Here is a 14,683-nt window from a genome sequence, read left to right as displayed (position 1 = left end):
GCAATGGCAATTTGTTTACTGCGGTTGTTAGAGCAACCTCAGCCAATAATGGCGTTAGTTGAAAATTGGAAGCAAATACGACCGCTTGACCCCATTACTTTGAAGCCCATAGAACATGAGCAAGCATTTAACTTGATACAGCAAATGCTCTTGCGTCTGGAGGGTCTTGGTTACGTAATGCTGGAACGTCAAGCTTAACGGGTAAATTCTTCAGGGTAAAGTTTTCCTTCTTTATCAAACCAATGGAAATAATAAAATCTGATTGGGGCGAAATTGTTTCAGCAAAACGCCTTGATTCTCAAGTTACGCCTAAAAATAGATAGGTTCTAGTGGGGTACATCACAATAATTGTACCCCAACTTTTTAACCATTCAGTTTACTTAGTGATTAGTCTGGCAATTTTTTTATATTGAGTGATATGAAACTCAACCAAAGTGGGTAAGTTTATTTTAGAAGACAAAAATCAAATTCCGAAATTTAAACTCAACAAGGAAAGCTCTGATATGAAAACCGAACTCAAAGCAAAGTTTATTCAGCACATCCTCAATAAAAAGAAAGAAGACGAAGGTTTTACCTTAATCGAACTGCTAGTTGTAATTATTATTATTGGTATTCTTTCTGCAATTGCATTACCTTCTTTCCTTAACCAAGCAAACAAAGCAAAGCAGTCAGAATCTAAAACTTATGTTGGTTCTATGAACCGCGCACAACAAGCACAATATATGGAAGGCGGTGCGTTTGCTGATACTGCTAACTTTGGTAAGTTAGGTCTAGGTGTAAGGACAGAAACTCAAAACTACCAGTATAAAGCTGTACTGAAAGGCACAACAGCAGTTACGAATCAAGCAGTACTAAAAGTTGCGACAGCACCTCTTAAAGCTTACATAGGTGGTGTGCAAATAGCAACTATTGGTGCAACTAGTGAAGCAACTACGCTTGCTATTTTATGTGAAGCCAAGACTGCTGGTGCTGCTGGTGGTAAAACAGGTATAGAAGAAGCAACTTTCGGTGCTGCCAATACTGCGACTGGGCCATCATGTGGTGGTGGTGATTACGTTGAGCTTAAGTAATATTTTGATACTTAATTAGTTGTGAATTACTATCACTATTATAAAAGTATTTTTCTGAATAAAAGTATTTCTCAACTATTTTGCTAACTTTTAAAAAGTGGGTAGATATTTCTACTCACTTTATTTCTGTTGATTGAATAAAGCTATTATGAACAAAAAAAATACTTATATTTAAATTTACAATTATTAATTGTTCAATATTTCTATTTATTCCCATATCTTTTAAACTAAAAGTAATATATATTGTTAATTATGGTCACAGATTTAATTAATTGGAAAACGCAAGCTGAACAATATTTAAGCGAAGGTAATTATACTTCGGCTGCTTACTTATATGAACAAGCAATTATTGCAGAACCATATGTAACTCCATACTATTGGTACTTAGGCTTAATTTTACTGTTACAAGGGCAAGAAACCGAAGCACAAATGACTTGGATGCTTCCAATGGCTGAAGTCGATGAAGAAGAAATAGGTAAGTTGACGAATGAACTTCTTCAAGTCTTAGAAGCAGAAGCAATACAACGTGAGAAGCTTGAAGAATTTTCTTTAGCGTGGGTTATTCGTCAACATATTCGAGAAATAAATCCTACTGATATTAATAATCTAATCAAAATTATTACTCTTTCGATTAAAATTAACAATTTTCAAGGTGATAATTTAATTGAGTTATGCTTAATAGAGTATTTAAATACTAGCAGAAATTATAATAGTTTATACGATGATTTAAAAAATTTAATTCAGGAGGTTGTAAAAGAGGCACCTTTACATTTTGCAACATTTAATCTTTTAGAAGCTAGTTTACCTTACTTTTCTAGCTCAAGTGTGAGTGATTGTTTAGATATTTTTTTACCTGCTGCAATGCGAATTGGGCATACTTTAAAATGCCCCGAATTAGCTACAAAAATTTTAGAGTTAATTTTACGTTTAGATAGCGATAATATAGAAAGCTTAAGAGCTTTAGCCATTTTTTATCAAGACTCACAAAAATATGATATAGGTATCAAGATTTCTAAAAAATGTTATTCTATTTCTCATGAATTGCCGGATAAGATTTTTGCTATTCACTTATTACTTCGTGGATTAATGAGTGCGGGTGGATACTGGGAAGAAGTTTGTAATGCCTGTCAAGAGCTAGAATTACTTTTTAAACAATTAATATGTTTACAGCCAATAGAAATTTCTGAAATACAAACTCTTCGTCTATTAACTCCATTCTTTGCTATTCCGCACATTAAAGATAATCCTGTACAATTTAAATCAACAAATAATCAAGTTGCAAAAATTTTCCAGGCTAGTATACAAAAGTTTGCTGGTGAATATTTGAATTGCTATTCTCAACTAAATAAAAATAAGAGTTTTGGTTATTCTCATCGTAAATTAAAAGTAGGATATTTATCTTATGCATTAAGACAGCATTCTGTAGGCTGGCTTGCGCGTTGGCTGATTCAGCATCATGACAAAGAGCAATTTGAAACTTATATATACTTTGTAGACTATAAACAAATTAATGATTGGTTGCAAGAATGGTATGTCAGTCAAGTTACACATCCTCATAAATTAGGAATGAGTGCTTGGGATATTGCTGAAAAGATTTGTAATGACGAAATTGATATTTTAATAGATTTAGACAGTTTAACTTTAGATGTTACTTCTGAAGTTATTGCGCTTAAACCAGCACCACTACAAGCAACTTGGTTGGGATGGGATGCATCTGGAATACCTACAGTAGATTACTTCATTGCTGACCCTTACGTACTCCCATATACTGCACAAGATTACTACACTGAAAAAATCTGGCGCCTACCTAATACTTATATCGCTGTTGATGGGTTTGAAGTGGGAATACCTACACTGCGTCGGGATGAATTAAATATCCCTAGCGATGCTGTAGTTTACCTTAGCGCGCAAAGAGGATATAAGCGTAATCCTGAAACAACAAGATGGCAAATGAAAATAATTAACGAAGTGGCAAACAGCTATTTCTTAATTAAGGGTTCCGGAGAGGAAGAAGCAATCAAAAATTTCTTTTACAAAATAGCTGATGAAGAGGGTGTTGATTGTTCCAGATTAAAATTTTTGCAGCAAGACCCCTTAGAGTCAACCCACCGCGCGAATTTAAGTATTGCTGATGTTGTACTCGATACCTACCCATATAACGGCGCCACAACAACTTTAGAAACACTGTGGATGGGTATTCCTCTAGTCACGCGCGTTGGTGAACAGTTTGCCGCACGCAATAGTTACACAATGATGATAAATGCTGGCATTACAGAAGGTATTGCTTGGACAGATGAAGAGTATATTGAGTGGGGTATTCGTTTAGGTAAAGATGCAAATCTAAGACAGCAGGTAGCTTGGAAATTACGTCAATCTAGACATACAGCACCCCTTTGGAATGCTAAACAGTTTACTCGTGAAATGGAGAAAGCTTATCAACAGATGTGGCAAATATATGTTGAAGGTCGTTGATGTTTGAGAGTCAGGTGGGCACTGCCCACCGTACAATACTAGTTTATGTAGCTTTTTAATTTACTAACAGCAGGTAAAGTTTCAATTTCAGCTTGTACTAAATCGGGTATTTCAGACAAGCTTTCAATAATACTGCTTGCGAAATTATACTTGGGGTCATGACCATAATTGATAGTTACATAAGTTAATAATTCTAAAGCGTAGTCAGGGAAGTGCATTATATCAGCTATACAAGCTAATTTTAAAATTTGCTGTGGTGTTTTCAAATTGAAATTAACATTTTCCTGAATCAAATCTCTAAAATAAAATGCATCTGCCCAAAGTATTTGTCCTGGGTGAAGAGTTGATTGAATTGGAGAATCAGAACGAGTACGATAAGATGGGGCTAAGTCAAATAAGCTAAAACCTTGATTCCTTAAAAATATATCTATGTCTGTAAATAAAGGTTGGTTGACATATAAAGGTGAAAACTCTACTTCTATTTGAATTGCTAAAACGCTTTTTTCTAATAGATAATAGCTTCCTTTTAATACATCAAGGTCTGCTCCTTGTACGTCGATTTGTAAAAAGTCAATTTCTCTGATTCCTTCATCTTTACAAAAAGTATCAAGTGTTGTTGTTTCAATCTCTAAAGCGAAATCCAAATTTACTAGCTCTGGTAATCCTTGAAAGCGCTTTAAATAAGCTTCGTTAGGAGGATAAAGCGAACTACACATAGGATGCTTTGTTACGTAAAGTGTAGATTCTCCAACAGAGCTTCCTAATGCTAAAGGGATATGCTTTTCTTGCCAATTTACTTGTCTAGCTTCAATATTCGCGTTTGCTTCTTCACATGCATCTGCATCCGCATCAAATCCATATATACTTAAGTTGGGCGCAAATGTTTCCCAGCCTAAGCTAGCATAATCATCGTTTATTCCAAGCTTGCGAGAACCAACATTGCAAACTGTCATGTGAATTTGGTCTAAATGACTATTTTTCTTTAGATTGTTGAGAAATACTGGCATAATTTTATTCCTATAGGAAAATGTAAGATTATGGAAAATAGCAGTGTCTAAAGTTAGTCTTTGATATCCCAAATTTTTTATAAGTCGGGAATTAAGGAATCTCATTTTTTATTTGCTTGGAAAAGCAATTAAGTTAAGATGCCCCTGAATATCTTCAAGTGATTCTACTGGAATCAAGTTTTGTAAATATGGTTGATATCTAAAAAGCTGATATCCTAACTTGTTTAAGTATTCAGCAACTTGATAATTGCTACCTTTGCTACCAGCAATATTTTCGTAAAGAATCACAGGCGCCATTTCCGATAAAATATTTGTACTTCCTTCAAGCACCGCAAGCTCATGGTTTTCTGCATCAATTTTGAGTATATCCACTCGCTCTAGCTTTTCTCTCTCAACTAGACTATCTAATGTAAAACACTCAGCTTCTTCAAAAGGAGCATCTGCCATACTTTCTGCAGCTTCGCTAGAAACTATCTCATTTAACTCGCTAGCGTTGTGAAGAAGTAATTTAACTGTACCGTTGAAATTACTTGCGGCGCCTGAACATACAGTTACTTGAGTTAGTTGATTTACCCGGCAAGTTTCTTTTAAATAATTCACACATCCTGAAAAAGGCTCAACTGCTAGTACTCTCCCCTCAACACCGACTTTTAGCGCTGCACTAAATGTATAAACCCCAGCATTGGCGCCGACATCTATCACTGTCATACCTGGTTTAATAAAGTGGCGCCAAAATTCCATCTCTTTTTCAAACCATTCCCCTTCGCCAATAAGTACACTAGTAACAATACTACGTAAACTTGGTTCAACAGCCATCGTTAAACCTTCAAATGGAACATAGGTAAATGTATTCTCAGTCTGAAGCTGCGTCCATTGCCAATCTGGAGATTGAGGATTTTGTTGATAAAATTCTTGACTTAATTTCAACCAATAATTTGCAGTTTCAGTTTGGTTTAAATCTCGGTATGTTAAATACAAAGCTTGATAAGCCGCAGAGGAATATGGAGCTAACTGTTTAGCACGATGTAAATGTAGCATCCCTTCCCACTCACTAGCCATTAAACTTGAAATTCCAAGCTGAAGCGCAATACTTGCTGAATCAGGTATAACTTGAGACGCAAGTTGTAAAAAGCGACGACCTACAGCATTATAAAATACTAGTTGCGAATTACACAAAACTTGGCTTAAAACAACAAGCGCTTGCTGATAACTGTTTTGTTTGTATAAAGCTGTTTGCGTGAATTGATAATCTAATTTTAATAAGCCTTGCTGCTTTGGAGACAAGTACACTAAATACTCAGAATCTGTGTTTGCATTCTCGTAAGCTAGCTGAAGCGTATTAATAAATGTATTAAACGCAATTTCTATGGCTCGTTGTGTTTCCCCTATCATGCTGTGTACTAAAGCAAGATGAGCAGCACATAGCGGGTGTTGTTCTAGCTCGAACGCACTATTTAGAGCATCAAAAGCCATTTCCAGATAAAGCGTGCGTGTTTCCATTTCATCGCTGTACTGTTCTGCTTCTGCTAGAGCAACGACTGCCACATTATTCCAATCGCTTGAAGAACTAGGATTTTCCCAAGAAGTATTTTCTATAACATTGGTAATGCGTGATAAAGTACCAACCTCAATACCTGGAACAGTTTGTTTAATATACTGTAAATACGAATCTTGATTTGACACAGATGATTCCATAGTAAAACAGAGCAAGGAAGCACCTTGCCATAAATTAAAGTTGTGGGCTGATTGTTGATGGAAATATATATCCGTACTGAGGATACCCACTTAATTAGCTACAACTAACAATAACTAAGTAATATCACTAATACATATATAATTATTATTAAAATATATAATTTACTTATATGGATTCACGATACAGTCACAATTAATCGTCGGTGCGTAACGCTACAAGTCTTATCACTAGGTTGAAGTTTTTTTATAGCGTTACGCACCCTACAATTTTATCTGCCGTTTGCTTAAGCCCTATCATATATATTTATCAACACACGGTTTGCTAAGTTGACTAAAATTATTTCTTGTATTAACTATGTACTATTATCCTAGTAGTTAACATGAATGAGAATAAGCAACGTTTAGAACATGTTTTAGGCGCCTCCATCACAGGATACACCCCTAACGCCATCAAGTTTACAGGCTTATCCCTGAACAAAGTGGAAGAATTACTCGCACAAGGCTGTACAACTCCAACATCATATTTCAATGCGGCGCCGACAATTAGCCAATTTATCGATTTTGGAAAGCGTTGTGCCAATATGGGAGCAGTTGCGACATTTGACGGTCATGCTTTTTACCGTGATGAATTAGACACGGTTCTCGATACTATAACAGTTGTAGGTGTTAAAGATTTAAATTTTGTTGGAGAATTTGTCAAGTTCACTAGAGGATGTGACGATATAGAGGTTTCATCCCAGGAGTTATTTGCGTGGGATTAAACGAAGAATTGTGTATTAAATATAACTTCTCAAATATCCTCTGAACATGTTTAGTCTCTATATTATGGTAAACTCTTGTTAAGATACCCATCTGTTTACCCAAAACTAACATTCGCTTTGTAAAAGTTTTACCATTTGCTCTCAAGCCATATCTAATATATATAGTGCTGAGTTAAAGCCGCTGTTCCTTCTACGGATAAAACATTTGTACCATAATAGCGCGATAGAACAAAATGACTATTTTAGTGTGTGGGTTTGATCTTATAGGTGATAAACTCGATTAATTGACGAACTAGAGGTTTTATCACAGCTATTATTTGTCTGGTGGGATTGATTATATTTCAAGAGCAAACAAAACTTTACCTTTAGAAACAAAGCCAGAAAAGCAGGCGCCGCGAAAGTTCTGTAATTTATGATGACGTAATTTACCGTAGAGGTTCTTAACATTACAAACATTGTAGGCGCCTTCTGAAATTATGCTAATTTATCGTAATCTTCTGGTTCAACATCAGGAACTTTGCTTAACACTTGTCTGAATTTATCCCAATTACCGCGCGCTTTCCTAACTTCTATATAGTATGCAGCTTGCCCACGCTGATACCTGTACTGACAATGCGATAGCAACGAGCTGGTCAATAGGTACATTTTCCTTAGCTGCTTTTGCTTCTATTTGTTTATACAGAGAATTTGGTATTTGTACGTTTAAATTAGTCACAGTATTTCTCCTACTATTTGTAAAAATTGATTTGGTGTTATAACATCGATGCCAAAAGAAATATACCGAAGATTAGGGGTAGCAGAAGTTTGGTTTTGGGAAATAAACCAACTTAAAATATATCACCTACGGGATAGCGGTCTACTCCCAAAAACTACTGTTTTCCCTGATACCTACGGTTATGAGTTAATTACAGCAAGCGAGTTACTGCCTTCTCTAGATATTGAGTTGCTTGAGCGGTGTATCACAATTACAGATTCAATTTTAGCAGTGGACGAATTTGAAAAAGCCATTGGCAACGGATATTAACGCGGATGATTTATTTCATTGCGAACAAGATTTTTTTGTGGCGCCTTATAATAATCAAGGTTGAAATTGTTTACTTTCATTAACAACTTCTTGACTTTTTGCACGGCTTTTGGATGACCGCAAATCTTCTATTGTAATCGGTGTTCTTTCTAAAGTATCTAGCTCTATCAAAAACTTACCACTTTGAATCTTAATGTTAAGTGCAAAAATCACACGCCTAAAATCAAGGAAACTAGCACTTTGATAATCATCTTTTTCGTAACGCTTAATTTGTTCTTCAATACATCCACATAAGGCGCCAAGCTCCTTCTCACTCAGTTTTGCAGCAATGCGCGCTTTGATTAATATATCAGGTAGATAATCAATATCATCAAGTTCTAATACAATAGGCGCCTGACTGTCATGAGATGTTAGCATTTCATACTCGGCTTTTTCTGCTTCCAATTTATCGAGATGGCACTGTGCAGCTCCTCGTCTCATTGCCCATCGTTCCGGGTCGTTTGTCTTCCTTTCTTCATCCTTCTCAATTGCAGCAATAGATTTTTCAAACTTTTCTATGCAGTCCTGAGTTACTTCATACTCCCAATTGTTTTTTATCATGGCGCCTACCTTACGCTTATCGGTAGCTTGTATTTTATATCAAGAATTAAAAGGGGGGTGAGACTGGCGCCGACTTACTTAGGTGTAACGGATGTTTTATTTGATTACGAACAAGATATTTTGATGATGCCTCATAATAATCAACATCTGGATGGTGCGTAAGCGCTTCTTTACTTGTTGGTTACAAATTCGCTTATTTTAGGCGCTTACACACCCTACTCCGAACGATTTTTAATCCAAAGCGGGTTGAAAATTTTTCTTTTCGTTTACAACTTCTTGACTTTTAGCACGTTTTTTAGAAGACTTTAATTCTTCTTTTGTTATAGGAGTTCTTCTTAATGTATCGAGGGGAACTAGAAACTCACCTCCCTGCATTTTTATATCTAGTGCATTCATTACAAATCTTACGTCAAGATAACTGGCGCCTTGATAATCATTCTTTTCATAAACTTTTATTTGCTCTTCGGTAAGTCCGCACAAAGCTGCTAGTTCTTTTTCGCTCAACTTAGCAGCAATGCGCGCTTTGATTAAAATATCTGGTAAATAACCAATATCATCAATCTTTAACACAATAGGTGTTTGACTATCATGAGAAGTTAGCATTTCGTACTCGGCTTTTTCTGCTTTTAATTTATCAAGATGGCACTGTGCTACTCCTCGTCTCATTGCCCAACGTTCAGGGTCGTTTATTTTTTTTCTTCATCCTTCTCTATTGCAGCAATAGATTTTTCAAACTGTTCTATGCAGTCAGTAGTTACTTCATATTCCCAATCATTTTTAATCATGGTTCCCACCTTAATAAATCAATAGCTATAATCCCTTTTTCCTTTTACCTCTATCACGCTGAAAAAAGTAAAACGAATTATCTCCATAGTCACCTACAGGTTGGTCGGATGGAAAAATCTCGCCTCGGTATTTGGCTTTTGTCCAGCACGGTCATAAAAGTTAAGTAATCGAGGAGCGTACATTCGTAAATAATTGAAATCTACAGTTTCTCTATCATAACAAGCGTCAAAGTCAACAGGGTCTGGTTTTATAGTAACAAAACTCCCGTTAAGGTAGATTGTCCGACAACCTGCTGCTTGAAGCTGCTCCATTGCCATTTGCAATCCCGTAATCAAGAGCGCTCTTCCGTCGTTATAACCGAATCTATCTACAAACTCATCCCACTCGCAAAAATGCACACCTGGAGGTAGATTACCATTCTCATCAAAATCCGGAATCATTAACTCACACGCCCAACCAATAAATTAATTATCTACTGTGAGATTTTATTCATAAATAGGATATTACGCAAACGTAATAAAAATTTGTAGAGACGTTACATGTAACGTCCCTACCACATCATGGTTAATCGTCAGGTTACAGATTGCAGCTATATATGTTTTAATTATGTTGCTCAATTCAGACTGTTTGTGTTATTACAAAAATCTAGCTTATAATAGGCGCCTGCTCGAATGACTAACTTACAACTACCTGATGATAATATTGATGCGCGTCTTAAAGCGTTAGGTAATAAAATTGACCAGCTTCGTACAGAAATGCGGCAAGTGAGAGAAGAGACCATATATAACACTCAAATAACCTCAATTCAAGATAGTGTGGTGGAATTGCTGGATATTGCACGCTTGCATCAAAAATTACTGCGTGTTTCTGAAGGCAATGTTGAACAAGATAGAGAGGTGTTTCGTCAAGTTGTAAGCGAGATGCAGGGAATAGGAACGGAAAATCAGCGGATTTTAGAACATTTGTTTAGGAGGAAAGGGGAATAAGAGACTTATAGGCGCCTCTAGCATGGGAACAGGCAGGGATGCCTATTCCACAAGATAGTTTATTTAACCATCCGTTACATCCGCTCTCATCCGTTGCCAGGGAAATATTAAATTTTTCTAAAGATTGGCATGATGTGTATCCTTCTGTAGATGTTTGCGATAAGCTATAAGTCGATTAACTGCAAACCCGACCGGAATCTATGTCTCAAGTTTGTAGTTACTTGACTAATAGGCACTGTTACCCCTCTGTTTAATGGTGTTGAATACCTTTTATGCATCTTGCCTTTTTGAACAGATTCAATAAAAGAGCGTTTATCTCCAGATAATCAGAAAAATAACTGTAGAAGTGGTAAGGATGTGTTCTTTGCCCTTGCTATGTGTTCTGAGCTAGTTTATTTGGCTCTCATATACCATGTAATATCTGCAAGTTGTAGAATGGTTTTTAATTCTGCCTAATTTTAACGAAAGTTACTTACTACTTTATGCACTGTGTGGTGATTACCGTACAAAACTAGAATTACATGCTAACAACATTCTGTTAGTTGTGATATAGTTAAGAAGATAAGACTGAACTTTGCCAAAGGTAATATTACTCTACGTATAGGCGAAGTTTCCAAAAATACTGGAAGACAGTTTTGACCAAGTTTTTATTCCAATCAAATCAAAATTAAATTGAGATTATGCCTCAACAAGTACTTCACCCAATGGTGAAATTGCAGCGCAATGTGCAATCACTTGTAGATTCTAATATTGTCAAGCCAACAGACAGCATTTGGAAGATTGCTCTACTTTTTGGCAATGACTGGCAGCACTGGAAACAGGAACTGCTCGATTTTGGATTTACTATGCAAGACCCCCTTGGCGAATTATTGTGCGTGGAAACATGGGACGAAGAAGAATAAAGAATTTTGGATTTTGGATTTTGGATTTTAGATTCAATCCAAAATCCAAAATCGCGCAATCTAAAATTTAAAGTTCTTTCAGTACAGCAATTACCTCCTGTGCGGTTTGATATCTATCGCGTGGCAATGGTTCCGTCAAACGGTCGATGACTTCTCGCAATTTAGGGGTAATTGTTGGAATATTTCCTATTTCAAACCGAAACTGGCGCCCACGCTGGCGGTAATATTTGAATGGGCTTTCCCCCGATAGCAAGAATATCAGGGTGGGTCCTATTGCGTATAAATCTGAAACCGTTAGTGGTTGCCCCCTCTCCTGTTCTGGGGCACAATATCCTTCTGCACCTATACGGGTTCCTGGTGCCGTTGAACTTTCTTTGACGGCGCCAAAATCCAGTACTACTATATTATTATTCGACGAGCGCATCATCAAATTCGCTGGTTTAATATCGCGATGTATCAATGGTGGTTCTTGGGAATGTAAGTAGCTTAGTACATCACAGGTTTGAATCATCCAAAATATCGCTTGATTCGGTGTCACTGGTCCCTTTAAAAAAACCAATTTCTCTAAATCTTCCCCGTGGACTAGCTCCATTGCTAGATATTTTTTTCCTTCCTCAACAAAAAAGTCATAATATTTCGGTATTCCTGGATGCGATAGCGATTTCAACGTGTTTGCTTCACGCTCGAATAATTCCTGCGCTTTCGCTATTCGTGCCATATCGGCATTCATCTGTTTTAATACTAACAGTTGTGGGCGCCCTGTTTGACCCACAGCGTCCCATGCTAAGAAGGTAGTCCCCATACCTCCTTGTCCTAAAGTTCGCAGTACTTGGTAATTACGTACTGTTTGGAGAACTTTGATGGGTTGACCGCAATGTATACAAAATAAATTATTCGGATTGTTGCCTTCGTGGTTACAGGTAGGTAGAGTAATTTTAGGCTTTGCTACTGGTTGTTCGACTTTTTGCTCGATTTGAAACCTCAATAAAGGGCCACCGTTTGCTAATTGTAATAGGCAGTTGTTGGGTATCGGCGCCTGAGCTACTAAAACACCATCTACAAAAGTGCCATTTATACCCTTATTGACTAGATGCCAAGAACCATCTAACCCACCTGTATCAACTCGTCGAAGTTCCAAATGATAGCGAGATACCAAATCATCTGAAATAACTATATGATTATCTGACGCGCGACCAATCCGTATTAAGGGTTCATCGCTAAAATTCCACTGGTGAAGTGGTTTTTTTTGTCGCGGTTCTAGTAAGGTGAGCGTAACCACATTATTGAAATTATAAAATTTAGTAGTAGTGGATAGTTAATATGTATTAACCAGCCCCTGGATTTGGACGTACTTTGGCTCGTACTAGCACAGCAGTGATGTTATCATGACCGTTGCACTTATTGGCTAAGTCAATTAGCTCGCGCGTGCCTTTATCTAAGTTAGCATTAGAACTCAGTAGAGGTTTGAGATGCGTTTGCCAATTTGTTTCGAGTAAATTATTATCTGTTAACCCGTCTGAGGCAAGAATAAATAAACTATCTTCATTTATTTGGAAAAAATGCACGTCTGGGTCAATTAAATTTTCATCTCGTGGTCCCAATGCTTGTGTTAGTTGATACGCATCCGGGCGCCCATATGCGATACTCGGTTCTACACCACGCATTATTTCCCGTTGTCCAACTTCATGGTCAATAGTGACTTGCTCAAGTCCCCTGCGAGTTAAACAGTACATCCGACTGTCACCAACATGGGCAACAGCAACATGTGTATCTTGTATCAAAAGCATGACTAATGTAGTCCCCATCCGACCAACACCCGAACGAGCATCTTTTTGGTTGAGGTCATATATAGCTTTATTTGCCTGACGTACTCCTTCTTTGATAATGTCTAAACTTGGTAAATGATTAAAATTCCAATAGGAGTTAAAATACTTTTGGAGTGTGGTGACAGCTAACTCGCTAGCAACTTCGCCACTAGCATGTCCACCCATCCCATCACATAATATATATAGTCCGCGTGCTGCAATTGCTTGCGCTTTCGGAAATTCAACTCTATTAATTCTTGTCTCAATACCAAAATAGTCTTCGTTATGGTCACGTTGACGACCAACATCGGTAAGTCCTGCGTTATCGAGACTGTTTAGCTGCATTGGAAGAACTACTGTAGGCATATCATCGCTTTTTATTTCATTCTCCCCTGCTTCGACCAATTGTAGAACAGTAGGTACCGCAGTATTTGGCGCCGCTGCCATCGTAACCGTCACATCTTCCGACTCGTAATTATCATGAATATCCTTAGTATCATGATTATTTTCTTCTATAGTTGGAGTTGGCTCAAGTTCTGAGGCAATTTTTCGTAACCTTGCTTGCAACTGCTCCAACGTTTCAACAGTCCCAACATCTAAGTCTCCCAATAACTGCATCAACGGACCGAACTGTGTGCGTTGCGACTGTTTGAATAAAGTGTGCCAAATATTCGCTAGTGCTTTTATGCTTAATGTTTCTGATGGTTCAAAAGCTTCAAAATCAACGTTGGCGCCTGGACTCGATTCAGTATAAAGTCTTTGTAGCACTAACTCTTGGTCTTCATCTAAACGTAAATTTGTTAACTCTAATAAACTTTGACGACAGTTAAACGGTTCGAGCATTTGCCAAAGCTGAGTCATGCGGTGGAAGTAATGCACTACTTGTAACGATGACATTTCGTCTTCAAGCCATAACTCAAGTAAATATGAGTAATTTGAACGGTCAACAAGCAGCACCACCGACATATTCTCTAAAACCCAAGCATCATGTATTGGAGGTATTCCATAATTACACAGCTTGTGTAAAGCTAAATATGGTTTTGCAACATTTGGAATACCAGGCGCCTCAATTACAGATGATAATCCTTGTTCTAATTGAGCAGTAATCGGTGTAATTTGATACGGTTTACAATCTAGAACTCTGACTAATAATTCTTGCTGACCTGCTTGGGTTTCGCTACATTCAAGTACTTTATATCGTTCTTGTTTATCTAAGTAAGAACCAACCTCAAATTTAGAAATAACTTTTTTCTGTTCTAATTCCAAAACGGGTGTAGGTACATCTATTTGAATAAAAGTACTTACTTCAACTGGAGGCGCCTCTACATTAGAATTAGAATCATTCGTAACAATATCTTCATTAAACTTAATAATTCCCCACCAAATCGTCCCAGAATCCTTACCACAATGCTGACATTGTTCAACATTATTCGGCACATCGGCGCCACAAGCAGGACAAGCGCGTTCAGTCAGGGAAGTGCCACAATTTTGACAAAACTTATTCTTATCGGGGTTCTCAAATTTACATTCAGGGCAAATCAGCATTGTGGAAATTCCTTAATCCCTTTTTAAGGC

16 protein-coding genes are annotated in these 14,683 nt (G+C 37.2%); 8 read left to right on the top strand and 8 right to left on the bottom strand.

The features are described 5' to 3' along the window. Positions 1-3: 3 nt before the first annotated feature. From DSM106972_RS55305 to DSM106972_RS07235, 3 genes are all read left to right on the top strand, one after another. Positions 4-198 carry a hypothetical protein gene (locus tag DSM106972_RS55305; protein WP_325052160.1) on the top strand — a complete coding sequence of 65 codons (195 nt, stop codon included), beginning with the start codon at positions 4-6 and terminating at the stop codon, positions 196-198. Between the two features lie 305 nt (positions 199-503). Next, positions 504-1,070 (top strand): type IV pilin-like G/H family protein, encoded by a 567-nt coding sequence (locus DSM106972_RS07240; RefSeq protein ID WP_127080408.1) that lies wholly within the window; start codon positions 504-506, stop codon positions 1,068-1,070. A 252-nt stretch (positions 1,071-1,322) separates the two neighbouring features. Continuing rightward, positions 1,323-3,542, top strand: a complete 2,220-nt coding sequence (locus DSM106972_RS07235) for an O-linked N-acetylglucosamine transferase, SPINDLY family protein (protein ID WP_127080070.1) — start codon at positions 1,323-1,325, stop codon at positions 3,540-3,542. A 38-nt stretch (positions 3,543-3,580) separates the two neighbouring features. Here the strand turns inward: DSM106972_RS07235 and DSM106972_RS07230 are convergent, their stop codons facing one another. Together DSM106972_RS07230 and DSM106972_RS07225 are read right to left on the bottom strand one after the other, a co-directional pair. After that, on the bottom strand, positions 3,581-4,549 hold the full coding sequence (locus DSM106972_RS07230; protein WP_127080069.1) for an FkbM family methyltransferase: 969 nt from the start codon (positions 4,547-4,549) through the stop codon (positions 3,581-3,583). A 108-nt stretch (positions 4,550-4,657) separates the two neighbouring features. Continuing rightward, positions 4,658-6,232: an FkbM family methyltransferase gene (locus DSM106972_RS07225; RefSeq protein ID WP_233787730.1), complete on the bottom strand. Its 1,575-nt coding sequence runs from the start codon at positions 6,230-6,232 to the stop codon at positions 4,658-4,660. Positions 6,233-6,624: 392 nt separating this feature from the next. Here DSM106972_RS07225 and DSM106972_RS07220 point away from each other — a divergent pair, with 392 nt between their 5' ends. After that, the gene (locus DSM106972_RS07220) at positions 6,625-7,005 is read left to right on the top strand and encodes a hypothetical protein (RefSeq protein ID WP_127080067.1); all 381 of its coding nucleotides are present in this window, start codon (positions 6,625-6,627) and stop codon (positions 7,003-7,005) included. Positions 7,006-7,479: 474 nt separating this feature from the next. Here DSM106972_RS07220 and DSM106972_RS07215 read toward each other — a convergent pair whose 3' ends face one another. Then, positions 7,480-7,650 (bottom strand): hypothetical protein, encoded by a 171-nt coding sequence (locus DSM106972_RS07215; protein WP_233787729.1) that lies wholly within the window; start codon positions 7,648-7,650, stop codon positions 7,480-7,482. Between the two features lie 118 nt (positions 7,651-7,768). On the opposite strand from DSM106972_RS07215, the gene DSM106972_RS07210 reads away from it, so the two are divergent. Further along, the gene (locus DSM106972_RS07210) at positions 7,769-8,029 is read left to right on the top strand and encodes a hypothetical protein (RefSeq protein WP_127080066.1); all 261 of its coding nucleotides are present in this window, start codon (positions 7,769-7,771) and stop codon (positions 8,027-8,029) included. A 54-nt stretch (positions 8,030-8,083) separates the two neighbouring features. Here the strand turns inward: DSM106972_RS07210 and DSM106972_RS07205 are convergent, their stop codons facing one another. The 3 genes from DSM106972_RS07205 to DSM106972_RS07195 all read right to left on the bottom strand — a co-directional run bounded on the left by DSM106972_RS07205 (position 8,084) and on the right by DSM106972_RS07195 (position 9,855). Beyond that, positions 8,084-8,629, bottom strand: a complete 546-nt coding sequence (locus DSM106972_RS07205; protein ID WP_127080065.1) for a DNA-binding protein — start codon at positions 8,627-8,629, stop codon at positions 8,084-8,086. A 231-nt stretch (positions 8,630-8,860) separates the two neighbouring features. Then, complete coding sequence (locus DSM106972_RS07200; protein ID WP_233787728.1) at positions 8,861-9,295, bottom strand: helix-turn-helix domain-containing protein; 435 nt, start codon at positions 9,293-9,295, stop codon at positions 8,861-8,863. A gap of 212 nt (positions 9,296-9,507) precedes the next feature. Beyond that, positions 9,508-9,855: a DUF6932 family protein gene (locus DSM106972_RS07195; RefSeq protein WP_325052159.1), complete on the bottom strand. Its 348-nt coding sequence runs from the start codon at positions 9,853-9,855 to the stop codon at positions 9,508-9,510. Positions 9,856-10,086: 231 nt separating this feature from the next. On the opposite strand from DSM106972_RS07195, the gene DSM106972_RS07190 reads away from it, so the two are divergent. From DSM106972_RS07190 to DSM106972_RS07185, 3 genes are all read left to right on the top strand, one after another. Continuing rightward, a complete protein-coding gene (locus tag DSM106972_RS07190; RefSeq protein WP_127080064.1) occupies positions 10,087-10,401 on the top strand; it encodes a hypothetical protein in 315 nt (104 codons plus the stop codon). A 38-nt stretch (positions 10,402-10,439) separates the two neighbouring features. Beyond that, positions 10,440-10,571: a hypothetical protein gene (locus tag DSM106972_RS54785; RefSeq protein ID WP_267901069.1), complete on the top strand. Its 132-nt coding sequence runs from the start codon at positions 10,440-10,442 to the stop codon at positions 10,569-10,571. A gap of 510 nt (positions 10,572-11,081) precedes the next feature. After that, entirely contained in the window at positions 11,082-11,303 is a 222-nt protein-coding gene (locus DSM106972_RS07185) for a DUF4327 family protein (protein ID WP_127080063.1), read from the top strand. A 67-nt stretch (positions 11,304-11,370) separates the two neighbouring features. Here DSM106972_RS07185 and DSM106972_RS07180 read toward each other — a convergent pair whose 3' ends face one another. Together DSM106972_RS07180 and DSM106972_RS07175 are read right to left on the bottom strand one after the other, a co-directional pair. Further along, positions 11,371-12,582 (bottom strand): FHA domain-containing serine/threonine-protein kinase, encoded by a 1,212-nt coding sequence (locus DSM106972_RS07180; protein WP_127080062.1) that lies wholly within the window; start codon positions 12,580-12,582, stop codon positions 11,371-11,373. Between the two features lie 46 nt (positions 12,583-12,628). After that, entirely contained in the window at positions 12,629-14,653 is a 2,025-nt protein-coding gene (locus DSM106972_RS07175; protein ID WP_127080061.1) for a serine/threonine phosphatase, read from the bottom strand. Positions 14,654-14,683: the final 30 nt, after the last annotated feature.

This window comes from Dulcicalothrix desertica PCC 7102, from assembly GCF_003991905.1.
GTDB lineage: Bacteria > Cyanobacteriota > Cyanobacteriia > Cyanobacteriales > Nostocaceae > Dulcicalothrix > Dulcicalothrix desertica.
Note: the sequence above shows the minus strand (reverse complement) of the source record. Positions and strands in the feature narration are given on the sequence as shown.